This is a genomic window from Streptosporangium sp. NPDC006007 (genome assembly GCF_040614315.1).
Taxonomy (GTDB): domain Bacteria; phylum Actinomycetota; class Actinomycetes; order Streptosporangiales; family Streptosporangiaceae; genus Streptosporangium.
Genome location: NZ_JBEXUG010000022.1, coordinates 50,435 through 73,030, shown reverse-complemented (window position 1 = coordinate 73,030; position 22,596 = coordinate 50,435). Strand labels below are relative to the sequence as shown.

20 protein-coding genes and 1 CRISPR repeat array are annotated in these 22,596 nt (G+C 70.8%); of the genes, 5 read left to right on the top strand and 15 right to left on the bottom strand.

The window, feature by feature from the left end; translation table 11 throughout:
- Window positions 1–154: 154 nt before the first annotated feature.
- On the top strand, window positions 155–733 hold the full coding sequence (locus ABZ194_RS18605; protein WP_355597743.1) for an NAD(P)H-dependent oxidoreductase: 579 nt from the start codon (window positions 155–157) through the stop codon (window positions 731–733).
- A gap of 126 nt (window positions 734–859) precedes the next feature.
- Here ABZ194_RS18605 and ABZ194_RS18600 read toward each other — a convergent pair whose 3' ends face one another.
- The 7 genes from ABZ194_RS18600 to ABZ194_RS18570 form a co-directional block, all read right to left on the bottom strand.
- Window positions 860–1,639, bottom strand: coding sequence for a glycoside hydrolase family 16 protein (locus ABZ194_RS18600; RefSeq protein ID WP_355597741.1), 780 nt, complete (start codon window positions 1,637–1,639; stop codon window positions 860–862).
- The gene (locus tag ABZ194_RS18595; protein WP_355597739.1) at window positions 1,636–3,198 is read right to left on the bottom strand and encodes a hypothetical protein; all 1,563 of its coding nucleotides are present in this window, start codon (window positions 3,196–3,198) and stop codon (window positions 1,636–1,638) included. Before ABZ194_RS18595 ends, ABZ194_RS18600 begins: the two co-directional genes overlap by 4 nt.
- 17 nt (window positions 3,199–3,215) lie before the next feature.
- Complete coding sequence (locus ABZ194_RS18590; protein WP_355597737.1) at window positions 3,216–3,977, bottom strand: hypothetical protein; 762 nt, start codon at window positions 3,975–3,977, stop codon at window positions 3,216–3,218.
- The gene (locus ABZ194_RS18585) at window positions 3,977–4,969 is read right to left on the bottom strand and encodes a MinD/ParA family protein (protein ID WP_355597735.1); all 993 of its coding nucleotides are present in this window, start codon (window positions 4,967–4,969) and stop codon (window positions 3,977–3,979) included. The genes ABZ194_RS18590 and ABZ194_RS18585 overlap by 1 nt, the downstream gene beginning before the upstream one ends.
- Window positions 4,970–5,010: 41 nt before the next feature.
- Entirely contained in the window at window positions 5,011–6,933 is a 1,923-nt protein-coding gene (locus ABZ194_RS18580) for a hypothetical protein (RefSeq protein ID WP_355597733.1), read from the bottom strand.
- Window positions 6,930–8,567, bottom strand: a complete 1,638-nt coding sequence (locus ABZ194_RS18575; protein WP_355597731.1) for a hypothetical protein — start codon at window positions 8,565–8,567, stop codon at window positions 6,930–6,932. The genes ABZ194_RS18580 and ABZ194_RS18575 overlap by 4 nt, the downstream gene beginning before the upstream one ends.
- A gap of 64 nt (window positions 8,568–8,631) precedes the next feature.
- Entirely contained in the window at window positions 8,632–9,945 is a 1,314-nt protein-coding gene (locus ABZ194_RS18570; RefSeq protein ID WP_355597729.1) for a hypothetical protein, read from the bottom strand.
- A gap of 747 nt (window positions 9,946–10,692) precedes the next feature.
- Between ABZ194_RS18570 and ABZ194_RS18565 the strand changes: the two genes are divergently transcribed.
- The gene (locus ABZ194_RS18565; RefSeq protein ID WP_355597727.1) at window positions 10,693–11,106 is read left to right on the top strand and encodes a hypothetical protein; all 414 of its coding nucleotides are present in this window, start codon (window positions 10,693–10,695) and stop codon (window positions 11,104–11,106) included.
- Between the two features lie 236 nt (window positions 11,107–11,342).
- Here the strand turns inward: ABZ194_RS18565 and ABZ194_RS18560 are convergent, their stop codons facing one another.
- The 7 genes from ABZ194_RS18560 to fxlM all read right to left on the bottom strand — a co-directional run bounded on the left by ABZ194_RS18560 (window position 11,343) and on the right by fxlM (window position 19,631).
- Window positions 11,343–11,474 (bottom strand): hypothetical protein, encoded by a 132-nt coding sequence (locus tag ABZ194_RS18560; RefSeq protein WP_355597725.1) that lies wholly within the window; start codon window positions 11,472–11,474, stop codon window positions 11,343–11,345.
- A gap of 317 nt (window positions 11,475–11,791) precedes the next feature.
- On the bottom strand, window positions 11,792–12,919 hold the full coding sequence (locus ABZ194_RS18555) for a hypothetical protein (RefSeq protein ID WP_355597723.1): 1,128 nt from the start codon (window positions 12,917–12,919) through the stop codon (window positions 11,792–11,794).
- Window positions 12,916–13,752: a thiopeptide-type bacteriocin biosynthesis protein gene (locus tag ABZ194_RS18550; RefSeq protein ID WP_355597721.1), complete on the bottom strand. Its 837-nt coding sequence runs from the start codon at window positions 13,750–13,752 to the stop codon at window positions 12,916–12,918. Before ABZ194_RS18550 ends, ABZ194_RS18555 begins: the two co-directional genes overlap by 4 nt.
- Before the next feature lie 18 nt (window positions 13,753–13,770).
- On the bottom strand, window positions 13,771–15,000 hold the full coding sequence (locus ABZ194_RS18545; protein ID WP_355597719.1) for a lanthionine synthetase C family protein: 1,230 nt from the start codon (window positions 14,998–15,000) through the stop codon (window positions 13,771–13,773).
- The gene (locus ABZ194_RS18540; protein WP_355597717.1) at window positions 14,997–18,062 is read right to left on the bottom strand and encodes a lantibiotic dehydratase; all 3,066 of its coding nucleotides are present in this window, start codon (window positions 18,060–18,062) and stop codon (window positions 14,997–14,999) included. Before ABZ194_RS18540 ends, ABZ194_RS18545 begins: the two co-directional genes overlap by 4 nt.
- An 86-nt stretch (window positions 18,063–18,148) precedes the next feature.
- Window positions 18,149–18,328, bottom strand: a complete 180-nt coding sequence (locus ABZ194_RS18535) for an FxLD family lanthipeptide (RefSeq protein WP_355597715.1) — start codon at window positions 18,326–18,328, stop codon at window positions 18,149–18,151.
- Window positions 18,329–18,413: 85 nt separating this feature from the next.
- A complete protein-coding gene (gene fxlM / locus ABZ194_RS18530) occupies window positions 18,414–19,631 on the bottom strand; it encodes a methyltransferase, FxLD system (RefSeq protein ID WP_355597713.1) in 1,218 nt (405 codons plus the stop codon).
- 407 nt (window positions 19,632–20,038) lie between these two features.
- Between fxlM and ABZ194_RS18525 the strand changes: the two genes are divergently transcribed.
- Genes ABZ194_RS18525 through ABZ194_RS18515 form a run of 3 tightly spaced genes read left to right on the top strand, consistent with a single transcriptional unit; the run spans window position 20,039 to window position 21,615 of the window.
- The gene (locus tag ABZ194_RS18525) at window positions 20,039–20,263 is read left to right on the top strand and encodes a hypothetical protein (RefSeq protein ID WP_355597711.1); all 225 of its coding nucleotides are present in this window, start codon (window positions 20,039–20,041) and stop codon (window positions 20,261–20,263) included.
- Window positions 20,241–20,759 carry a DUF6879 family protein gene (locus ABZ194_RS18520; RefSeq protein WP_355597709.1) on the top strand — a complete coding sequence of 173 codons (519 nt, stop codon included), beginning with the start codon at window positions 20,241–20,243 and terminating at the stop codon, window positions 20,757–20,759. Before ABZ194_RS18525 ends, ABZ194_RS18520 begins: the two co-directional genes overlap by 23 nt.
- A gap of 4 nt (window positions 20,760–20,763) precedes the next feature.
- Window positions 20,764–21,615: a helix-turn-helix transcriptional regulator gene (locus tag ABZ194_RS18515; RefSeq protein WP_355597707.1), complete on the top strand. Its 852-nt coding sequence runs from the start codon at window positions 20,764–20,766 to the stop codon at window positions 21,613–21,615.
- Between the two features lie 205 nt (window positions 21,616–21,820).
- A CRISPR array of direct repeats spans window positions 21,821–22,089; the repeat unit is 25 nt; unit sequence GTCCTCCCCACGCCCGTGGGGGTGA.
- An 89-nt stretch (window positions 22,090–22,178) separates the two neighbouring features.
- Here ABZ194_RS18515 and ABZ194_RS18510 read toward each other — a convergent pair.
- On the bottom strand, window positions 22,179–22,391 hold the full coding sequence (locus ABZ194_RS18510) for a BldC family transcriptional regulator (protein WP_355597789.1): 213 nt from the start codon (window positions 22,389–22,391) through the stop codon (window positions 22,179–22,181).
- Between the last annotated feature and the right edge of the window lie 205 nt (window positions 22,392–22,596).

Below are 22,596 nucleotides of genomic sequence, written 5' to 3'. Positions count from 1 at the left end.
GTCCATAATGGGGGCGACGTCCCGTTCCGGTGGAGATGGAACCGGTGGAGATGGAACCGGTGGAGATGGAACCGGTGGAGACGGGGCCGGTTGACCTCAACCGCGGTTGAGGGTACACGGTGGTGTCGAGACCCTTCGACCAGGGGAGACCGTGGTGCTCGACATCGTAGTGATCATCGCCGGCGCCCGGGAGGGTGGTTCGGGGGCGATGGTGAGCCGGTGGTTCCTCGGCCAGGCCCGGCGGCGGGCCGACCTGAGGCTGGACGTGATGGACCTGGTCCGTACCCCGCTGCCCCCGATCCCCTCCGCGCGATCCGACGGCGGCACCGGCGCCGGCGTCGAGGCCCGTGGGCTCGCCGCCAGGATCGGCGCCGCCGACGGCTTCGTAGTGATCACCCCGGAGCACAACCACGGCTACCCCGCGGACCTCAAACTCGCCATCGACGCGGTCCGCCACGAGTGGGCGGCCAAACCCGCGGCGTTCGTCTCCTACGGCGGGCGCTCAGGCGGCCTGCGCGCCGTGGAGCAACTCCGCCTCGTCTTCGCCGAGCTGCACGTGGTCTCCCTGCGCGACACGGTCGGCTTCCACCTGGTCGCCGAACGGTTCGACGAGGCGGGGGAGCCGGTCGAGCCGGACGGTGTCAACGGCGCGGCCAAGCTCATGCTCGACCAGCTCATCTGGTGGGGGATCACCCTGCGCGAGGGGCGCGCCGCCCGGCCGTACACGCGCTGAGAACACCTGCCGGGCCCGGGCGGGAAACGGGTCCGAGCGGGAAAGAGGGCGCGGGATCTGGGATCCCGCGCCCTCCTTTCGCCCGCTCCGGTGCCGTTCCGTCCGCGCTCCGGTGACGGGGTGGGTCTATCCGGCGCGGCCGGAGTCCAGAGAGTAGACGCGGAGCCAGTCCACCTCCATCCACGCCTCCCCCGAGTCGCCCTGGCCGGGGAACCAGTCCAGTTGCAGGCACGCCGACATCGGGGTGTGGGTGGCGTTGGACGAGCGGAACCACTCGCGCCCGTCGAGGTATCCGACGATCCCGCCGGAGGTGTTCTCCACGGCGTAGGTGTGCCAGGCGGTCATGTCCACGTCGGCGTGCGACTGCTCCTGGCCCTGAGGGGTGTGCAGGAAGAAGTTGGGCCGCTGCCTGCCGGGGTCGTTGATGACCTCCAGGAAGTCGACCTCCTCATCGGTGGCGCTCCGCACGCCTCCCCCGCCCTCCTGCGGCCAGAGCAGGGCGACGGGGTGATACGACCCGGCACCCCGGTAGAGCCGGATGCGGGTCTCCCAGCGGCCGTAGGTCTGGCTGCGGCGGCTGGCCAGTCCGGCGGTGGTGCCGTCGGCCTTGCCGTGCAGATAGAGCGCCCCGTTGCCCAGATAGAGCTGCCCGGAGGAGCGGCGGCCGTTGCCGGCGTGTCCCGGCGAGTCGTAGACCACCCAGTCGGACTGGTCGAGATAGTCGTCGAACTCCGCGCACCAGGTCGGCGTCCCCCAGCCGAGGGTCCCGGCGGCGCTGGGCCCCCCGGCCGGAGAGGGGCAGGCCGAGGCGGGGGCCGCCTCGCCCTGGGCGGCGGTGAGGCCGCTCACCGCCAGCGCGGAGACCATGCTGAGGACGGCCAGTCGCACATGGGATCGAGAGATCATGATCTTTGCTCCCCGGGTCTGGCGCAGAGCGCGGAGGGACTGAAACTCCAGCAGCCGGCCACGGCCGGTGACCACGTGGTGGACGCGCTCGGTGCCGGGACCGCGCGCGTGACGGGGACGACCGGCGGAGCGAAGGCCCACCGGGGCGTCGCCGGGGCCGCCTGCTGCTTGGCGGTCAGCGGCGACGCGGTCACGTCGGCGGTACGGCTGCGCCAGGGCGCGAGACTCCAGCACGTCGCGGCCTGCTCCGCGTCACAGAGGTCCGTGGCGGGGGAACGCCTCAGCGGCGGCAGCGGGACGACGGGCCGGGGTGCCGGAGACGGCGGGAACGGCGCGGTGGTCGGGTGGCTCCCCTGCCCGTCGGCCGGATTCTGGGTGGGAACGGCGGGGGCGGCGGGTTTGGCGGTCGGGGCGTCGGTCGCCGGGCCCGTCGTCGGCTTGGGGGCCGGCGGCGTCTCCTTGGGCTTCTCCGTCTCCTTCGTCTCCTTCGTCTCCTTCGGCGGGGCCGGCTTGGTGGTGCCCGGCTCCGGGGCGGTGGCCGTCGCCGTGGGGGTGGGAGCGGGGGCCGGGGTGGTCGGGGCGGCCGTCGGCTTGGGCGCCGGAGGCGTCTCCTTCGGAGACGTCTCCTTGGGCGGGGCCGGCTTGGGCGTGGCCGGTCGCGAGGTCGTGGGTTTGGCGGTCGGTGTCGCCGAGGGCTTCGGCTTCGGGGTCTTCTTCGGCGGAGCCGGCTTCGGGGTCTCCTTCGGCGGGGTCGCCTTCGGAGGCTCGGGTTTGGCGGTCGCGGTCGAGGTGGGGCTCGCGGTGGCGGTGGGGGTCGGGGCGGCGGTCGCGGTGGGGCTGGGCGTCACCGTGGGGGCCGGGGGGTCGCTCTTGGCCGGTGCGGGGGCCGGCGTCTCGTCGGCTCCGGGGAGGGGCGTCGTGAGCGGCTCGGGGTCGGACTTCTCGGCGGTGACCTTGAACGACTTGTTCTCCGCCGGCTCCCCGGTGGGCACGCTCTTCGGCGGTGCCGGAGCGGACTTGTGCTGCGATGCGACCGGAGCGGACTTGTGCTGCGATGCGACCGGAGCGGACTTGTTCTGCGGCGCGACCGGAACGGGCTTGGGCTTCGGGCGTGACTGGATGGTCTTGCCGTGCTGGTACTTGGGAGCCGAGGTCTGAGGGGAGGCCGAGGTCGGATGTTTCGGAGGTGCGGGGGCCTTCTTCTCAGCCGCCGGGGGCTCCTTGTCCGGAGCGGGCTCATTGCCGGAACCGCCGTCGGAGCCACCGGAGCCACCGGAGTCGCCGGTGGAAAGGTCGGGCTCGGCCGGCGCGCTCTCCTGCGGGACGAGCGGAGAGAGGTCCGCGGGGCTCTCCACGGCAGGGGACGTCTGCTCCGACTCGGGGGCAGTGGGTTGCTCGGAGGGGACGGAGGAGGTGACCGACGGCGCCGAGGTGTTGGACCCCGGATCCGCCAGGGCCACCCAGGGCTGGGCGATGATCGCGCTGGTCGTCGCGGACACCGCGGCCAGGAGAAGTCCGGAGACCAGGGTGACGCGCCGGGACTGGCTGCGTGGGGGCATGAATGCTTTTCCTCGATCTAGGGGGCGGGGTCCGGGCCGGAGAGAGGCTTCCAGCCCGCGGCGGTGAACTCGGGGGTGCCGGGCAACGCGACCTCGGGTACGGCCGCGGCGACGGGATCGGGGATGTTGACCCAGTCTCCGCGGCCCGAGCCGCGCATGCCGGGATTCCAGCTCATGAGCAGGCTCATGGCGTACGGACTGGAGTAGGTGGGGTCGGTGTCCTGAACACCCTTGGTCGCGGTCACCTGGACCAGAACGGAGACCTGGACCAGATCCCTGGCCCGGGGATGCCACTGGATCCCGATCGTCCTGGTCCGCATGGCCGCCCCTTCGGGAAGCGCTCCGCCCTTGGGGAGCCCGAGGGTCTCGCGCCAGCCGGCGACCGCCGACCGCGCGCCCGCGCGGGCCGCGGCCCGCTGCTCCGGCGGGGCGTACAGCGTCGCCGCGTGCTCGGCCTGGCGGACGTCCAGCGTCCACGCCGCCTCCAGCGCCGCCGCCGCGGCCGAGGCCGCTCCCAGCTCGCTGCGGGGAAACCCGATGGGGTAACCGGCCTCGCCCTCGTAGCCGGAGGGCGGGGCGAGCACGACCGTCCCCTCGACGGCCTCCGAGGTGGAGGCCGTCGAGGCGTCGGGTCCGGACCCCAGCAGGCGCCATCCGCCGATCACCAGCAGTATCGTGCCCACGATCGAGACGACCACGAGGACCATTCGCCGGTTGGTGCGTGACGGCGACCCCAGATCCCAGTCCAGCGAGGAGTCCTCGCCGATCGACGATCGCACTAACGGCTCCGTTCCGGCCGCGGCGCGAACGCCTGACCGGCCGCCGCGGCCAGGCGCAGGTAGGCGCCTCGGGTGGTGGGCCGGAGCCGGACCAGGTCCACCTCGGCGCCCTCCTTGAGATGAGGGTCGTAGGGCACCCGGATCACGGCCCGGCAGCGGGAGCCGAAGTGGCGTTCCAGCAGCTCGACGTCCACATCCGACTTCGGCTCCACGGCGTTCAGCACGACGATGGCGTTCTTCACCAGGTCCGAGTGGCCGTGGGCGGTCAGCCAGTCCAGGGTCGCGGCGGCCGAGCTGGCCCCGTCCACCGCGACCAGGCTCACCAGCACGATCTGGTCGGCCAGTTCCAGCGTCGCGCCCATGGCCCCGTGCAGGAGCCCGGTTCCGCAGTCGGTGATGCAGATCGAGTAGTAGCGCTCGATGAGCCCGGCGACCGTCCGGTAGTCCTCGGCGTTGAACGCCTCGCTCACGGCCGGGTCGGTGTCGGAGGCGAGCACCTCCAGCCGGGCCGGGGACTGGGAGGTGAAGGCGCGGGCGTCGGCGTAGCGGACGATGTGGGGTGCCTCGGCGAGCAGGGTGCGGATGGTCGCGGCGGTCTCCGACTTGACCTTGAGGCCGAGGGTTCCCCGATCCGGGTTGGCGTCGATCGCGATCACCCGGTCCCCGCGCAGGGAGGCCAGGGTGTTGCCGAGGGCGACGGTCGTCGTGGTCTTGCCGACGCCGCCCTTGAGGCTCATCACCGCGATCCGATGGTGGCCGCTCGCCACGGGGGTCTGAGCCTGGGCTATCAGCGTGCGGCGTTCGAGCTCCGCCGTGGACTCCGCAGGGGTGATCTTTCCGCCGGAGAGCTGCCACACGAGACGGCGCCATCCGCCGGTCGGCTCGGGCCGCCGGTTGGTGAGCAGATGCTCGGCGGTGAGGGGGACCGTCTCCTGGAACTGTTCGCCCTGCGGGGGCGGTGAAGCCTGGATCCGGGGGGACGTCTCCGTCATTGCGAAGGTCCTTTCACAGAGAACTTTTTGCGGGGACGCCGTCAGCAGGTCTGCCAGCGCACCGTCGTGCTGATCGAGTCGGTGGGACCGCGAACGGTCAGTGGGGTGGTGACGAGGGAGGGGGTTCCGCACCAGTGGCGGATCCGGTGGGCCCGCAGAGTGATCACCTCGGTGTGTCCCTGGTTCGACGTGCCGCCGGCCGGGTGCACGGTCAGGCCGGGGGCCGATATCCGCCATGTCAGGGAGGGGCCCGTCACGGTGAGGAGCATGCTTCCCTGGCCGAACTCGTCGAGCGTCACCACCGGCGGGATCCGCAGCCGCCCGGAGAGTCCGCCGCCGGTGCCGGAGGCCTCACCCGGCATGGTCTCCGGCGTGTTCTCCTGGGCGGCGGAGGACCGCAGAGAGCTCGTCGGCTCCCTGACCCCGATCGCCGGCGCCAGCAGGTTCATCCCCGTCAGGGTGCCCGCGGCCCCGGCGACCACGATGATCATGATCTTGATCGTGGTGCTCCGGATCCGGTCTCCCACCCACGCCAGCGCCTCCAGGACGCGGACCCCGGAACCGAACCGCTCCCGCGTCTCCTCACCTTCCGGCCCGGCGTGGGCCCTCGCCGCGGACGCCCGCCGGTTGGCGGGGCCACCGGCCGCGGACGGTATGGCCGGCATGGACGGGACGGTGAAGTCCGCGTCGCCGGGGCGCGCCGGGGTCTCACGCGACCACGCCCGGCTGAGCAGGGCGTCGTAGAGCGGGGTGTCCTGCGCCGGGGACGGTGAGCCGGGCGGTGAGCCGGACGGCGGAACGGACGGCGGGATGGGCGGCGAGGCGGATGGTGAGGCGGACGGCGGACCGGCCGGTTGGGCGGGCAGCCTGGGCAGGGACGGCAGCGTGGGCCGATCCTGGAGGGCGGGGCCGTACGGAAGCCTGGAGCGGTCCCGGCGATCCCGCCCGCCCGGACGCTCCCCGCCGTCCGGATGGTCCCGGCGATCCGCACGGTTCTGACGGACCGGGCGATCCTGCTGGTCCTGGTGGTCCTGCCGGCTCGGGGACGCCGGTCGGACGGGCTGGTAGGGGAGCGTGGAGCGATCCTGACGGGTCGGCCGGGTCTTCTCCCTCGGTGCGGGGGCCGGTTCCCGCGCCTGTGCCGCAGGCGCGGCGGACGCCGGGGCCGGACGGGGATCGGCCACCGCGACGGGGGCGGCGAACGGGGTGCCGAGGCCGGACGCGGACGGGTCCACACCGCCGGAGAGCGCGTCCACGAGCCGTCGCTTGATCTTGGCGGTGAGCGGCCGGAGCCTGGGGTTGGAGATCATCTGCGGGGCCGTGTAGCGGATGTTGATCGGCCGCGTGCACACGGGGCACTTGACCATGTGCGACAGCAGCTGCGCGCGCGCGTCGCCGTACCCGGTGGAGGGCAGGGGCCCCTCCTCGTCGGGGAAGACCGCCTCGGCCAGCGGGGCGAGCTCCGGGCAGGTACGGCGCCGGTTGGCGAGCGAGTCCAGCCCGCTGGCCAGGATCTCGATCAGGTCCTGGGTCCGGGTCACGAGCCTGCCCGCGTCCTCCGGCGGCACCCCCAGCACATGGGGGAGATCCTCCACGGGCAGCCCGTGGCGATACACCAGTCTGAGCGCCTCCGTGCCCAGCGGATCGACGATCGTCCAGACCCGCTCGATCACCTCGTCGTCCGGCATGCCGGGGCCGGAGTCCGGCACATACCGCTCCCGGTAGCCGGGAGCGGCGAGACAGTCGCGCCGCAGTACGGCCAGCAGGCGCCCCCGGACGGAGACGCCCTCCGGTGGCGGCCGGACGCCACAGGCGGTCATCGCGGAGACGACCGCCGACAGCGCCTGGCCGGGGGTGAGGTGCGAGGCGGCGTAGTCCATCAGATGCGCGCCGTGCTCACTCACCCAGGCCGCCCCCGGCCCGGTGCCGGGCGCGACACGCCCGGCCCCGGTAGGCGTGCTCATGGGCCGGTGTACCCGTCCGATTCCGGCTCGACCTGGCCGGGGCCGGGATGGACGGACTGACCCGGGCCGTGCTGGTCAGGCCGGGGAGGCTGCGCCGGATCGACCCGCCCCGACCCGTCGAACCGGCTGGAGCGGTCGGGACTGTCGGGCCGCGCCGGGTCGAACCGCCCGGACTGGGTGGGGTGGCCGGGCTGCGCGGGCTGTACGGGCTGCGCGGGGTCGACCTGGCCCGGCTGGTCGGGCTGGGCCGGAGACGGGTTTGTCACCACGAGCTCCAGGTTCCGCTCGGGCAGGCCGGTGAACTTGGTCCAGTTGCTGGTCTGCCCGGCCTCCGGCTCCGCGTAGAGCCAGCGGATGAAGGCCGGCCAGAGGCACGAGTCACGGGGGATGACCGCGCCCTGGGGCGTGCTCAGCGCGCGGAGCTCCGCGGCGGAGTAGTCACGGCACGGCGGGGTTCCCGGCGGGGCGATGTTGAGGTCCCACACCCCGTTCTCGTCCGTGTACCGCATGTTCTTGTCCAGCCCCAGAGCCTCCTGGGCCCGCCGGAGCAGCTCGGGATCCTTGAAGATCGGCAGAGACTCGGCACCCTCGGGAATGCCGCTCTTGGTGGTCGGCTGGGCGGGCCGCAGCACGGTCCCGTCGGGGGCGGCGGCGGGAGGCCGCGCGCCCGCGGACGGCGCGGCCGGACGCGGATCCCCCTGCCCCTGCTGGGAGGGCCTGGCCGGGTCCGCGGGCTTGGCGGGCAGAGCCGGCTTGAGGGTACCCGAGGGCTTGGGGGCCGCGGTGGGCGCGGAGGTGGGCAGGGCCGGCTTCTGAGTGCCCGAGGGCTTCGGGGTGCCGACGGGCGGAACCGGTTTGCCGGTGTCCTGCGGCACCGTGGGCTTCCCGGTGCCCGAGGGCAGGGCGGGCTTGAGGGTGCCCGACGGCTGGTCCGGCTTGGAGTCGTTCGTCTGCTTGGCCCCGCGCTCGTCGGAGACCTTCGGCCCGGACGAGGGCCCGATGTTCAGCTTCGGCTTCTCCACCGGACGCTCGATCAGGCTGCCGCTCTCCGAGATGTTGCCGCTGACCTTCTTCGTCGGCACCGGCGCGGGAGCGGGCGACGGGCGGTATGTCGCCGGCGGCTGCGCGGGTGCCGTACGGCCGGGGTCCGGGGCCTGCCCGCCCGCCGTACGCCCGGGGTCCGGGGCGGGCTGCGCCGCCTTCGTGCGGTTGGGCTCCGGCGCCGAGGACTTCGCCGGGGAGGACTCCTTCTTGGGAGTCGCGGTCGCCGTGCTCTTGGGGTTGCCCGGCCGCTGCATGGGCGCGATGGCGCTCGCCAGGACGGGAAGGGCGACGCAGCCTCCGGCGCCGCCCGCGACGGCGTGCCCGTCGGCGGTCGCGGTCAGGCAGAGCTTCGTGTCCTTGGACCCCTTGTTCGTGATCGTGCTGCCCTCGTCCGAACCCGAGAGCGGGACGGGGTCGTTCCCGCCGCCTCCCCCCTGGGACCGCCACGCCTGCTCCCCGTCGTCCAGGTGGTAGGTGCCCGCGGCCAGGCGCATGACCTCCCGCTCGCTGGGCTGGGAACGAGAGGCGATGACGGTTCCCAGCCCAGCGCTGGCCCCGAACACGCCGATGGCGATGCTCGCAGTGATCACCGTCGCGCGTGAAGGCTTACGTGAGGGTGTCATCATGGATGTTCCTCTTCTTCCGATGGGGACGTCAGTCGCCGTGGCTCTCCAAGACATCGCTCCACTCGCCCAGCACGCGGACGGGCTCGGTGGAGCCGGCGGGGGGGACATAGGTCACGTACATGCGCCCGTAGGTCGCGCTCACCGAATGGGCGAACGACCTGTTGGCGGTGCGGACGGCGGCCGATCCCTTCAGGCTGACCTTCGCGCCCACGCGCTCGGCCAGACGTGCCTCGGTGGAGCGGGTTCCGTACCAGACCAGGGCGCCCCCGTCCCCGGTCCGCAACGCCCGCACCGGGCCCTGCGGGACGTACGACAGGCTGAGGATCCATCCGGCCTGCTCCAGCTGGGAGCGCTCCTGCTGCCAGAACAGCACGCTCTCACTCGTCCACGGCCCGTCCTCGAACCTCCGGTCGAGTTTGGCGCTCTCCAGGCTCGCCAGGTGGGCGCGGGCGATCTGACGGGGGGTGGCGAGCAGGCCGGAGGCGTTCTCCGGGAGGCTCGTGGCGTAGCCGTCGGCGTCGGTCGCGATCTTGGGGAAGCGCGCGGGGGTGGCTCGCGTGTCGGCCCCGGAGGCCACCAGCCGCCAACCGGCGGGGGTGGAACTCATCACGTCGACGATCCGGGCCACCCCCGGCTCGTGGGAGACCGCCACGAACCAGTCGGCGGCACCCTCGACGTGCCGGGCCACCCAGATCTGCGGGTTCGGCCAGATGCCCGACGCCACGGACTCGCCCCGCATCCGGGCGGTCTTGAAGCTCGCCCGCGTCATCTCCACCGCCAGCCCGGCCTCCAGCCTCCCCATCGCGGCCTGGTCGAGCCTGGCCTGGGCGGCCGACAGCCCCTTCTGGTAGCGGCCGTGGACGCGGTACGCCTCATCGACGGTGAGCTGGGACGCGCTCGCGTCACGTGTCCGGTCCGTGATGATCTGCTGGGGCCGCTCGGAGGGCTTGAGCTTCTTCGAGCCGTCCGAGCGGTCCGGGGTCGTGGACCCCTTCCCCAGGGGCGGCGTGGAGGGGATCGGCTGCCTGCCGACCGAGGCGGGGAGATCTGTGGCCGAGGGCGACGGGGGCACCGCCGCCTCCAGGCCCGTCCCCGGCCTCTGCGGAGACGGGTCGGCGACCAGGGTCTGCTGCCCGGAGGTGTTTCCCCTGATGAACCAGATCCCTCCTCCGCAGAGGAGCACCAGGACCGTCCCGAACAGAACGACCTTCCGCCAGTTGAATGTGGGGAGCTGCTCGGGATACCAGTCGGACAGATGATCGGATCCATCTTCGCCGGAAGCGTCGCCCCGCCTGGAGCGGGCGGCCTGTCCGTCTGAGAAATCCGATGCACGCCATGACATAGGTCCAAATATTAGACTGACCTTGATCTATTGGGAAGGTAAAAGGGTCTGGTAATCGACCCTTATGGTTATTAGGTTATAAATAATACCTAATTGACATTAAGGTCTGTCCGAAACCTCCGGGGCGGGGACCTGCGGCATCGCCCGCGCCCTGTATCGGGGCTTCTCTGGAGATCTGTGCCTATCTGATGGTTTCGGCTGGTCCACCGGGTTTTCCGTTGGCCTGCCTTTTCGCTGGACGCGGTCCGCCGTTCATCCTGTCGTGAATTGCCGGTTCCCGCAGGGGTCACACGCTGCGGGCGGCAGGTATGAAAACGTTTCCAAGGTTCGGATTGGCGAGGGCCCTTCCGGGGGGCCGATACGAATGCTCTTCACACATTCGGGTCATCCCTCGGAGGTCGGCCGGAGAGAGAAGATCCGACCTTTCCGTGGGGCGCGGGCGCCCGGACTCGGTCCGGAGGGCGTCCGCTGGGTCGAATCCCCGCCACGCTGGGCGGGTGTACGAGTGTCCGGGGCGGGGCGCTGGGGCGCCGAGGTGCCGGGGCGGCGGTTCCGGTGCCGGGAGGGATGCGATCCCCTACATGTGTCAAACCGTGACTGGGTATCCCACTGCATCCTCATGTGACATATATCCCCCATGGATGCATTTTGAGTAATTAAAGCCCCTTATATGACATAAGCCTAGGGTGATCTGGTTATCACTACGTGTGATGACATCTTGTTGGGTTCACGAGGAGAGGGGCCGACATGGTGCACGACAGGCAGGACAGGCAGGTGACCGGCTGGGTCGGCTGGATCTGGTTCGCCGCGATCATGATGATCCTGGTGGGGGTGTTCAACCTCATAGTGGGGCTGTTCGCCCTCTTCAACGGGGACTTCTACGTCCAGACCAGAAACCAGGTGGTGGCGTTCAACCTGACGGGCTGGGGCTGGCTCCACCTGATCCTGGGCATCCTTCTGATCGTCGTCGGCGCGGCCCTCAGCATTGGGCAGACGTGGGCGCGCATCACGGCGATCATCATCGTCGCGCTGAACGCCATCGAACAGATGATCTTCTTCCCGGCCTACCCCTGGTGGTCGCTGATCGTCATCGCGATCGACGTGCTCGTGCTCTACGCCCTGATCGTCCACGGCCGCGAAGCAGAGACCCTACGCCCATAGCCTCCGGCCGCGCCGTCATCGGCTCCCAACCGGCCGCCGACCCGATCCGGTTTCCCCGGGCGGCAGTCGACCCCCCACGCCGACCACCGGTTTCCCCGAGGCTTACCCAGAGTGACCGCCACCCCTACCTGCGCCGACCATGGGCCCCACCAAGGCGCCCCCACCGGACCCCGGCTCACCCCCACGGGCGTGGGGAGGACGAGCGAGAGGCACGCAGGCGCCTCCGTGAGGGCGGCTCACCCCCACGGGCGTGGGGAGGACAGCTGGGCGAGCGATACCCCGGCCGGTGCGGAGGCGGTGCCGAAGCGCGCCTCGTACATCCGGACCGCCACCTCCAGACGACTCTTGTCGTCGGCCCAGGCACGCACCTGTTTCTCCAGCCAGGCCGTGGTCAGTGAGGCGGGTTCAGCAGGGGAACCCGGATCTGTTGCGATCCATGGTGAAGACCATGGCCGAGACGTTGATGTCAGCCGAGGCCGACGGTGTGTGTGGCGCCGAGTACGGCATGCGTAGCGACGAGTGCACCAACCGCAGCAGAACCCGATCCCGCAGACACTTACCGCTTAACCTGCAGAAAAAGGATCACGCGAAGGTCAACTCATACACCACTTCGCTGGACGTGACCCGACCCTCACCTGGCCTACATCGGCCTATAACGCCAATAGTCCTAAAACTTGTGATCGGCTCAGTATGTCGGCACGCGGTCACGAAGGCTTCGTTCGATCACGGTCTCGCTCAGCTTCGTAGCTGCGAGGATTTCGGTCATCAGCGGGGCGGGGATCGCGCCGAGCCCAAGCCCGGCCGACTTCACCGCAGAGGTGAATTCATGTTGCTCGGTACGGCTCAGCATCGCACTGGCCCGCTTGTGGGCCAGGATTTCCCGCGCGGCGTACCCGTCCGCTGTCGAGACGATGTCGCTGATCAGGAAGGTGAACGGGCGATCAGCCAAGGCCCGGTCGGTGTCAGCAGCCAGGTCGAGGACGGTCAATCCCAGGCGGGTGCGGAACATCACCAGGCCCGGCGTGGGATCGAGCTTCAGGTACTGGCGTTGGACTTCGGCGAGCGTGTCAGCTATTGGGTGTCCGGCCGCGCGGCTGCACAGCGCGCTCAGGCAGTTGGCCACCGCGCGCTCCCACGGCTGGTCCGGTTCGCTGTCGGCGACGAGCTTCAGGGCGGTGTCGATGCGCCCGGCCAGGCAGTGCGCGATGATGGTGGCCTGCCGACCGTCCAGGAGTCGTTGACCGACGCCGCGGTATTGCTGTGCGTGGGCAACCGCTTGGTCCCACTGGCTCGCGCTGATGAGGGCTCGGATGCCCTCGGCGAGGAAGACGCCCCAGAGCCACTCGCGGACCGTGCGGAGATCCTCTCCGGTGCGGGTGAGGCGGTCGAATGTGAGGCGGTGGCCGTCGATATCGGCTGTGCCGCCGCTGGTGACCGCGCGGAAGAGGGCATCCAGCAGGAGATAGCCGCGAGGTCCGTCGTGTTCCCGGATAGCCAGCCGGGCTAGGTTGACGAGCGGCTCCAGGGCATGGCGTGCCTGGTGTGCGTCCAGTGGCCAGGCGGGTTGGTAAGCGGTGAAGTGTCGCCGGCACAGAGATCGGGCCATAGCGGAGTCGCCGCAGTCGCTCGCGATCAGCGCCGCCTTGTTCAGCGCCTCGGAGGCAAGCGTGAGATGGTTGGCGTCCGTGCCCTGGGCAGCCGTGTCGCCGAGGTCTCGCAGCTCGGCGACGCGTGCCCTGAGGGGCAGGCATGCCGGGCGGGGGCGCGCGATCAGGGGGAAGCGCTGCGCAGCCTGCTCCAGCAAGGGGTTCATCTTCGCTCGCTCCTCGTTCCATCGAGCTCCGGGGCGGTGGGATCGCATCCGAACACAACCTCTTTGGCGGTGTGGGCCAGGACGGCCTGGGCGGTGTAGGGCATGCCGAGCCGGTTCCAAGCGAAGATGACGTGGTGGGCGAGGACGGCGCGCAGGCCGCGGTTCAGCCGTCCGTCGGCTGCCAGGCCGGCCAGTTCTCGGCCGGCGGTGGCGAATGCTGCTGACCATTCGGCGGCGAAGGCCAGGGCTGCGCCGTCGCGCATGAGGGCGGTGACGTCCACGCCCATCAGCCGCAGCAGACTGGCCTTCAGAGTGGGCCGCCGCTCTGGGGAGATCAGGTCGGGGAGGTCGCGGTGGTCGGCTACCCGTGCCCACACGTCGCCCTGCTCGTACCAGTCCAGTCCGGCAGCGCGCAGCAAGATCGTGCAGAGCAGGATCGACAGTTCGCGGCGGTGCTCGGTGCCCGGCGAGCGGACGAGGTGGTTGAGCAGGTGCCGGCTGTCGAGGTGGAAGAGGTCGTGGGCGCACGCCATGGCGCTGGTGCCGCCGAAGGCGCGCGGCTCGGGCTCGTAGATGACCTCGGTCGCGGTGTCGATGTGACCCTGCTGGATGAGGTCCTTCAGGTGGTTGTGGAGGTGCGCCTGCGTCCGGTCGTCGCTGGATACGTAGCGGACGCGCCAGCAGGGCGTTTTGCGCATGAAGAACCAGGCGGTGATGAGCCGGTCGGCTTCGGCCTTGGCCAGCAGCGGGGCGAGATGGGTCACGGCGGTGTGCTCGGCTTCGGTCCAGCTGGGGAAGGCGACGTTGACTTGCCGCCACACGCGGGGATCCATGCGGGTTGCCTCCGGCGGTCAGGCCAAGAGCAGGCAGGCGTCCCAGCCCGACGCCGCGGCGCCGGTGCCGGTGGTGTGCAGGGCGAGCGCGGCCCCTGCGGCGCCGTCCAGGAGCCCGGGAGGTGTGGAGTGCGCGAGTTGCGCGGTGAGCCGGGCGATCATTCTGGGGAGTTCGTCGCTGATCTGGGGGGTTCGGGCGTCGGGGGCCATCCGCCATGCGGCTTGGAGCAACCCAGCGGTGCCGTGGCACAGTCCGATCTCCGGGAGCTGATCGAGCTGTGCGGGATCGCGCAGAGTGGCCAGCATCGCCTCTTCAGCGGTCTGCTGCCGCGTCTCGTCCGCGAGCGCCAGCCCGGCCAACTGCTGGGCGCGGGCTGTGCCGCTGATTCCGTAGCACCATGATGGCCGGGGCCGCAGCGACGGGTCGATGCGGCACTCGCGCACCTGCTGGGCGGTGACCAGACCTGGCCACCATAGACCCGCGCTGTCCTGTTGCTGCCACAGGTCGGTCCATGCGCAGATCCGTTCGATCGCCTCTTTCGCGCCGGCCACGGGCACGTTGCGCAGCACGGCCAGTGACAGCAGGGCCAGGGCCGCGCCGATGCCGTGGGACATGCCCAGGTTGCCATGCCCGTGCGGGTAGTCCGAGCTGGGGTCGCCGTTGGGGGCGGCGGTCGTCCACCACGGCGGCAGTTCACCGCGCGCGGGCAGCGGCTCGGTCAGGCGCACCAGGTAGGACAGCACATCGCGGCTGATCGGGCGGTCGGGGTGGCGCCGCAGGTGGTAGGCGCCCAAGCCGGTCAGCCCACGGATCAGGTCGAACTCCCTCATCGGGGGCCGTTCGCCACGGTCGATGCGCGCGTGAGCTTCGGCCAGGCGGGTGCGGGTGATCGACGTGACCGCGTCGTTCAGGCGATCCAGCGCATGCCCATAGCGGCCTGACGTGCCTGCGGCCGCGTGCGTGACGAAGGCCAGCGCGGGAGCTCCGAAGAACAGGCTCGCGTTGGCCGCCGCCGTCAACGTGCCGGAGGCGGCCACTTCCAACCAGGTGTGCGCGGTGCGGGGGGAGCCGTGCCCGGAGCGGGCGCGCTCGACATGCAGCAGGGCGATGCCTGCTGCTCCGGCCCACAGCGATTGGGGCCAGACCAGGCCGCTGCCAGGTGGTTCGGCTGTCCACGGCTGCGGGTTGGCCAGCGCCGTGGCTATGGCGTTGGCGGCGGCGAGCGCCTCCGTGCTGGGCTGGCTCATGGTTTTCTCCTCGCGCGGGCGGTCCAGCTCAGGGCGGCGGCGCGGGCCAGGTGCAGGGACGCCCGCTCCCCGGCCGGCGAGGGCCCGGCCATACGGACGTGGTGCAGGTGCAGCAGATCGGGCAGTACGACGGTCAGGGGGAGCGTGCCCGCGTCCTCCAGCACGCGGCGGTAGGCGGCGAGCGTCTGCCGGCGCCACGCCCAGCGGGAGACGGTCTGCTCGCCTGCCGGGTGCGCGGTCAACGCGTGATCGTCTGGTTGGGCCAGGCGTATGGCCTGGTCGTAGATGGCCCGGTCGGGTGGGGAGGCGTCGGGGCGGGTGTGGTCGATCAGCCATCGCATCGCCGTGCCGGTGTCGCCGAGGAAGGCGGTGGCGATGTCGAGCAGGCTGGCGGCGGTCAGGGCGCGCGGGTGGGGCCCACCTGATGAGCTGATAGCGGTCACCTGGGCGAGGGCGGTAGCCGAGTCGGCGGCGAAGTATGTCTCGGCTGCCTCCATGGCGCTGGGGCCGCCGAAGCGAGCGGTCTCCGGGAAGTAGGTGTCCCACTGCACGTGCGCCGTCAGTCCGGCCCGACGCACCTGCTCGCTCCACGCGCTGACCTCGCTGGCTGCGTCGGCGAACGCGCCAGCGGGCACGGTCAGGCGGATGCGGAGATGGTGATCGGGATCGTGGTAGCGCAGGAACCACCACCGGACGTCGCCGCCGAGCGCATCCGCCAGGCGCGGCAGGTGGCGGGTCAGGAGGGCGGCGTGACGGTCGGGGTGGCCGTACAGCTTGAGCGAGATCCGCCCGTGCCGACCAGGAAGGTGGCCGTGCTCTCGGGAGATCACCTCGCGTGGGAGCCGGGGTGGTTCGGCGGCACGGCCGGTTGCGGCGAGCGGGATCACGATCTCGTGGGGTCGGCCGCCGATCCACCCGGCCGCATCCGAGTCGGGGGCGACGCGCAGTACGGCGGTGCTGGCTCGGTCCACCTGGGCGCGCAGCAGGGCGCGGTGCGCGGGCTCGCCGAGATTCAGCCGGAGGTGCTGGTCGCCGCCGCCGAGATTCACCGTCTCCGGCAGCGCCGTCATCTCCCGCCAGGCAGTGAGGGTGTCGTCCCACTGCTGCCAGTCGGCCGAAGATGCGGGCAGGTCGGCGGCGGTGAGCCGCCACCGTGCGGGCGAGATGATCGTGCGCCGATAGCGGAGCGCTGGGACGAACGGCAACGCGGCGGCGGCGCCCCAGTCGAAGCCCGCGCACGGGGCCCGTAGGGCGTGCGGCGCTTCGAGGAGGAACCGCGCCAGCGGGTGCGTGTGCTGAACCAGGTTGATCGCGTTGAGGACCACCGGTTCGACGGCGCGGTGGCGCGACAGCGACACCAGGTAGATGCCGTGCAGGTCGGCGGTAACGGCGAGGTCGTCCAGCGCGAGCACCTGCGCGGCGTCGGGGGAGTCGCCGACTGGCAGCACGTGCGGCAGCACCTGCGGGGCGCGGGCGACGTTCTCGGTGCCGGCGTACGGTGCGGGCGCCGACACCTGGACGGCGAGCGCGTCCCGGGCGCCTGGGGGCAGGCTCGCGTACAGGGGGCTCATCCGCTGCCGGTGCTCGTCGTCGAACAGGTCCAGGAACCGGCCGGTGATGGTGCCCACAGCGCGCGATGCCCCGGTGACGACGAGCGTGAACCGGCCCTCGCCCAACGCCTGGCCGGTGGGCGCGTCGATCCGCACGGTCAGCTCCGTACTGGGCTGAACCGGCGCGTCCGAGGGCACCCCGCCAAGGTCGGCGATCATGTCGTCGTCGAGCAGGATCTCCCGCTGGCGGCGCATGGCGGCGTTGTGCGCCAGCGCCAGCAGCTTGCGGTCGCGGTCGGTCAACGCCGTCTCCTCGGGTGCGCGTGCGCCGTCGTACCCGGCCGGGTAGCCGAGCCCGACGTCGGCGTCAACGGCTTCCCGGAGCGGGAGCAGGGCGCGTGGGCCGTAGCGGTCCAGGAACCGTTCATGCCAGGCATCCCAGCCCGCGTTGAGGGCGGGCCGGCGGGTCAGGCGGACCAGCGCGGATGCTGCCGCAGCCGCTTCTGCCGCCACGGCGGCGGGCACCGTCACCTCCCCGTCCAGCCGCAGATCAACCCAGAGCGGCGGGCGGGCGGTGCGGTGGATGACCGCCATCGCGGACATCGCCCGTGTCCGGTGCTCGCCCGCCACGGCGGCAGGCGCCCGGTCATGAGCGGCGAGCTCGTCGGCGACGGCGCGCAAACCCTTTACGACGTCGGCCACCCCGCCGACCTCGTCGGCGTTCACAGCGTCCAGTTCGCGCAGGAGATGCCTGAGCGGATCGGTGGTCGTCATGGGCGGGCGCAGGCTGGTGAGCAGGAGGTGTTGGGCCACCAGTTCGGCCATTAACGCGTCGATCGTGGTCTCGGCGGTTCGCGGGAAGGCGGCCAACAGCCGGTCCATCAGCCCCGTGATCGGAAGCGGGTCACGCGCCAGCCGGAGGATTGTCCGTACGGGGTCGATGGCGCGCACGCTCACCTCCTCCGGTGCGCCGCCCGCCACGCTGTTGGCGCGGTGTTCGAGCACCATGCGGCCGTCCCGCTCGAACACGAGGTTGTTGGCCGCCACCGTCAAGCGCCGCCGCAGCGCCGTCTCACCTTCCAACCGCTGAACGACCGCGGCGAGCCATTCCGCTGTGACGCGGGCTATCGCGCGGTGCGCGTCCCCGATCCGCACCACCGGCAGGTCCGTTGCTGCGCTGATGCGGGCCGGGGCCACCCCGGCGAACAGCCCGAACGGCGTTGAGCGGCCCGAGGCGCGCAGCAGGTAGCGCATCGTGGAGAGCACCGCACGGCGCACGGCCGGAACAGACATCTGCTCTCCGGCGCAGATCTCGCGCACCCGCCGCGCCAGATCCGGGCTGGCCTGCTCCACAGCCGCCGCGAAGCCCGGCTTCTGCCACGTACGAGCCAACCAGGCCCGCCAGGAGGCGCGGCCCGCGTCCGGGCAGGTCAGGTCAGGCCACGATGCGATCTGCTGGTCCGGCGGCCACGATGGGGCGCGTAACACCGCGGCGTCGAGGTATCGGTACATCAAGTCGCTCCCGTAGCGGGGGCGCCCGGCTGGTCGGTGAGCCACGCCGGCCGGGCGTTCGGATCAGGCTTCGCCCAGCGGGGCGCCTACTTGCAGCTCACGCACGCGGTCCCGCACGTCGAGTTGCAGCCGTCGTCGGTCATGCGGATGAGCTGCTCGGCGGCCACACCGGACTCGACGATGGACACGTCCAGCTCGGCGAGCCAGTCGGTGTCCTGGGGTTCCAGCGCGAGTGCAGCCACACCTTCGGTAGAACGAACGATCATGAAGGTTCCTCCTTCGTTGGGTGGGTGGGATTCCCCGGCGCCTCCCCGGGCAGATCGTCGGACCTGCCCGGGGAAACCCGGCGGTCTATGGCCAGGTGACGACGACGGTCCCGTGCCGCTTCGCGACGGCTCCGGCAGAGGGGGCCGTCGGTATGGCGGGCTTGGGGATGTACTGGATGGACGCGGCGCCGCGCCAGCAGTACTTGTCCGCCCACTGGCGCAGCAGCTCCACGTACCGGGTGGCGACGTTCTCGGCCGCAGGCCCATGAGCGTAGACGCCGCTCTCGTATCCGCTGCTCATGTCGTCGTTCTCCCGCGCGGCCCGGTAGGCGAAGCTGTCGCCGTCGAGCAGAACGGGTACGCCTTTGAGCGTCGAGCTCGCGAGCAACTCCTGGTCGACCGCCTCCTGCCCGGAGTACAGCAGCGCCATGTTGGGGGCGTTGGTGAGCAGGAACAGCGCCAACTCGTCGGGCATGTCGAACACGGCCCCGGACCAGCGTTCGATTCTCGGTAGGTGCAACGCCCGCCGCAGCGCCTCCGCATCAACCATGAGATCCTCGTCATCGAGGCGCAGCACCACCCCATCATCGATCGTGACGGTCCGTTCGATGTGGGAGCCGGCCCCCTGGAACGGCACGAAGACGCACAACCCGTAGCTACGGCTGACCAGGCCGCCCCCGCTGTCGCGGTCGAATGCGATCCAGCGCGTCGTCCCCTTCAACCGGAGAGGGACGACGATCCGGCCATCGTCTGCAAGCTGCTCGATCCACGCGGGCGGGATATCCCAGCTCCCGGCCGTGACGATGATCCTGTCGAAGGGGGCGGCCATGGGGACGTCCTGCTCCGCGTCGGCCAGCACCACATGGACGTGGCCGTATCCGGCCTCGTGCAGGAACGTGCCGGCGCGTTCGATGATGTACGGGTCGATGTCCACCGTGGTGACGCGTCCGTTGTCGCCGACGAGCTCGGCCAGCAATGCCGCGTTGTAGCCGCCGGAACCAACTTCGAGGACCCGCATGCCAGGTTCGATCGCGGCCGCTTCCAGCATGGTGGCCTGGAGATGGGGGGCGGATACGGAGCTGAGGGTCAGACCGTTGCCGTCGGTTTTGACGATCGGTGTGGCGTCCACGGCGTAGGCGACCTTCAGCGGCTCACCCGGCGTGAACAGGTGGCGCGGTACGGAGGTGAAGGCAGCCGCCACAGACTCAGACCGGATCGCCCCCTGGTCGCGGAGCTCGCGCACCATGGCGGCGCGCACTATGGCGGCTTCCTCGACGTCGTTGTCGGTGGTCACGTCGCTCACGGGTAGGTCCCCCTCTTTTTTGGTTGTGGTGGGCAGGTCGATGGTGGCTGTCGGTCGGCCGCTCCAGGGTTAGCCGCGCCGCCCCCTTCCCTTGAGGAAGGTGTCGGACTTGTCTGGACTTCTCGGCTCGGGCCGGCGCCGTGTCACGGAGCCGCCGCCGACAGGTCTGATCGTGACGTCCGGAGCGGCGTGCGATGTGGGGTTGCGGACCCGCAGCTGTCCATGCTGACAAGGTATGGATGCCGTTCTGAACAGCTCAATGTCGTTGCCGCACCTTGCGCGCGCCAGGCCCGTACCGCGTCAAAGCGGATGGCGATTGGCAATTTCTGGCAATCGTGTTGAGGTCAGAGCACGGCCGGGCGCAAGCTACGGCACACAGGCACTCCATCCCCAGCAGGAGGCATCCCATGGCACTTCGATTTCTCGGCAAGGATCCCGACAGCCCCGACGGCGACTCGCCAACCGTCTGGGAGGACGGTGACGACTACATCCTGCAGGGCTTCACCATCACCGACACCGCCACTCTCCAGCATGTGGGCGACATGCCCGAGGGCGAAATGCTGATCCGCTTCCCCAAGCGCATGATGCAGTTCTTCCCGGAGGTAGCCGGTGGCGGCAACAGCAACGCTTAAGCAACTCCTGACCGCCTGTCAGCGCTCTGCCTGGCATCTGGAGATGCGCGACGGCTACACCCTGAACGATCCCGACCTCAGCGCCTGGCAATCCGGGCACAGGATCGACCTGGATGACCGTTCCTCGTGGTGGCGGCCATGGCTGCAGAACATCGTCGACGCTGTAGGCCGGGGCGTTGAGGTACAGCGAGCGCGCGTCGTATCGGAGCCGATCAGCCCCTACATCCGGTACGAGTACGACGTCACCGTCCCGAACATACGGGCGGGGGAGCATGTGCGATGGCTGCCCCGCCGAAAGGCCACGGATCTGATGTTGCCCGCGAACGACTTCTGGCTGTTCGACGGCAGCACGCTGCTCGTTCATTACTTCAGCGGGGTGGGTGACAAGGTGGGAGAGGAGCTCGTCACCGATCCCATCGTGGTCAAGCAGCAGGCGGAGGCGTTCGAGGCCGTATGGCAGCGTGCCACCCCGCACGAGGACTATCGGCCAGCCTGAGCCCGTGCGCCCAACGTCCTCCAGCGCTCAGCAGGCGCTCGAACTCCTGGCGGCGAGACTCCGCCACCTTCGGCAAGAAGCCAGCCTGTCCGGTCGTGATCTCGCGCGGCTGACAGGCTGGCACGCCTCCAAGGTGAGCCGCATCGAGCACGCCCGCCGGCGCCCGGCCGCAGCCGACATCCGCATCTGGTGTCGCTGTTGCGGTGCGCCGGAGCAGGCGAACGAACTGGTGGCCTCGCTGGAGACGATCGAGGGCATGTTCGTCGAGTGGCGGCACACGGAGCGCAGCGGGCTGCGCCAGGCTCAAGAGGCGGTGCTTCCTCTGTGGGAGCGGACACGGCGATTCCGGATCTACTCGTCCAAGCTGATCCCGGGGCCGTTGCAGATCGGCCCCTACATCGCGGCGGTGCTTACGGCGCTCATGCTGCGCCGGAGCGTCCCCGACGACGTGACTGAGGCAGTACAGGTGCGCCTGGACAAGCAGCGGGTGGTCCAGGAGGGCGACCACCGATTCGCGGTCGTGCTGGAGGAGAGTGTTCTCCGCGCTCCCATCGGCGGCGGTGAGGTGATGGCCGCCCAGCTCGGTCACCTGCTCACCGCGAGCGTGATGCCGTCCGTGTCGCTCGGCATCATCCCCCTCGGGGTCGACCGCTCCCGCATGTGGCCCACGGAGTCGTTCTTCATGTTCGACGACGATGAGGTCACCGTGGAACTGGTGTCGGGGCATCTGACGATCACGCAGCCCCACGAGATCGCCATGTATGGCAAGGTGTTCACGAAGATGGCGGAGCTCGCGGTGTACGGCAAGGCGGCCCGCAACCTCATCACGTCGGCGGTGGCCGCCCTGGACGACTGACTGGCCTCTGCTGTGCAAGGCGACGTCCCGCCCCCTGGTCGTCCTGGCCACCCTCGGCAGCAGCCTGCGGTAGCCGATGGCCGCGTTGCTACTGTGCGCTGACCTTTCGCGACCGGGGCCGTAGGCTTGCTATGTGGGTGCTCAGCTACTGTGTCGCGCTTGTCGGAAACTTCAAGTGCAAATGTGAAACGGCAGGTCAGGAAGTGTCCTCCCCACGCCCGTGGGGGTGAACCGGCGGAGCTGCTCGGCCAGGCCGGGGCGGCGGCGTCCTCCCCACGCCCGTGGGGGTGAACCGCGGAGCCGATTGCGCGGATCACCTCTGCGCTGGTCCTCCCCACGCCCGTGGGGGTGAGCCGTGGCTCGGCGACGAGCTGTTCCACCGCGCGGAGTCCTCCCCACGCCCGTGGGGGTGAGCCGCTGGCTCGGCCTGCCGTAAGGGTTTCACGAACGTCCTCCCCACGCCTGTGGGGGTGAACCAGACGGTGGGTGGTGCCCGGACGGCTCGCGGAGCGGATCATCACGAGCCGTCCGGGGTCAGAGGGGACTTCCCGGGTGGCGGCTCGTCACTCGCCGCGTTTGTAGGTGCTGTCCGCCAGGAGGGCGAGGACTTCGGCTCTGCGGTAGCGGCGGTGCCCGCCCAGGGTGCGGATGCTGGTGAGTCTTCCTGCCTGGGCCCAGCGGGTGACGGTTTTGGGGTCGACGCGGAACATGATCGCGACCTCGGTCGGGGTGAGCAGCGCCTCGAACCGGGGCGGGAGGACGGGGAAGGGGGTGATGAGGGCGGAGCCGTCACCACCGATGACCTTGATGCCTTTCATGGGGATCTCCTGGTGGGGGTCGGGGGTATGGGCGGACGCAGTCGAGGATCTCGGTGTGTACGGCGAGCGCGGTGTGTACGGCGGGCGCGGCCGGCCAGGGCGCTTGGAGGGGTGCACCGGCCGGGCCGGGGGTGCGGTCCGGCCGGTGCGTGCGGCCCTCTTC

Bases quoted from the DNA above. Each gene is read 5' to 3' on its own strand.
- ABZ194_RS18600 (WP_355597741.1), bottom strand. From the start codon at position 1,639: ATGATCTCTCGATCCCATGTGCGACTGGCCGTCCTCAGCATGGTCTCC.
- ABZ194_RS18595 (WP_355597739.1), bottom strand. From the start codon at position 3,198: ATGCCCCCACGCAGCCAGTCCCGGCGCGTCACCCTGGTCTCCGGACTT.
- ABZ194_RS18585 (WP_355597735.1), bottom strand. From the start codon at position 4,969: ATGACGGAGACGTCCCCCCGGATCCAGGCTTCACCGCCCCCGCAGGGC.
- ABZ194_RS18580 (WP_355597733.1), bottom strand. From the start codon at position 6,933: ATGAGCACGCCTACCGGGGCCGGGCGTGTCGCGCCCGGCACCGGGCCG.
- ABZ194_RS18570 (WP_355597729.1), bottom strand. From the start codon at position 9,945: ATGTCATGGCGTGCATCGGATTTCTCAGACGGACAGGCCGCCCGCTCC.
- ABZ194_RS18565 (WP_355597727.1), top strand. From the start codon at position 10,693: ATGGTGCACGACAGGCAGGACAGGCAGGTGACCGGCTGGGTCGGCTGG.
- ABZ194_RS18555 (WP_355597723.1), bottom strand. From the start codon at position 12,919: ATGAACCCCTTGCTGGAGCAGGCTGCGCAGCGCTTCCCCCTGATCGCG.
- ABZ194_RS18550 (WP_355597721.1), bottom strand. From the start codon at position 13,752: ATGGATCCCCGCGTGTGGCGGCAAGTCAACGTCGCCTTCCCCAGCTGG.
- ABZ194_RS18545 (WP_355597719.1), bottom strand. From the start codon at position 15,000: ATGAGCCAGCCCAGCACGGAGGCGCTCGCCGCCGCCAACGCCATAGCC.
- ABZ194_RS18540 (WP_355597717.1), bottom strand. From the start codon at position 18,062: ATGTACCGATACCTCGACGCCGCGGTGTTACGCGCCCCATCGTGGCCG.
- ABZ194_RS18535 (WP_355597715.1), bottom strand. From the start codon at position 18,328: ATGATCGTTCGTTCTACCGAAGGTGTGGCTGCACTCGCGCTGGAACCC.
- ABZ194_RS18525 (WP_355597711.1), top strand. From the start codon at position 20,039: ATGGCACTTCGATTTCTCGGCAAGGATCCCGACAGCCCCGACGGCGAC.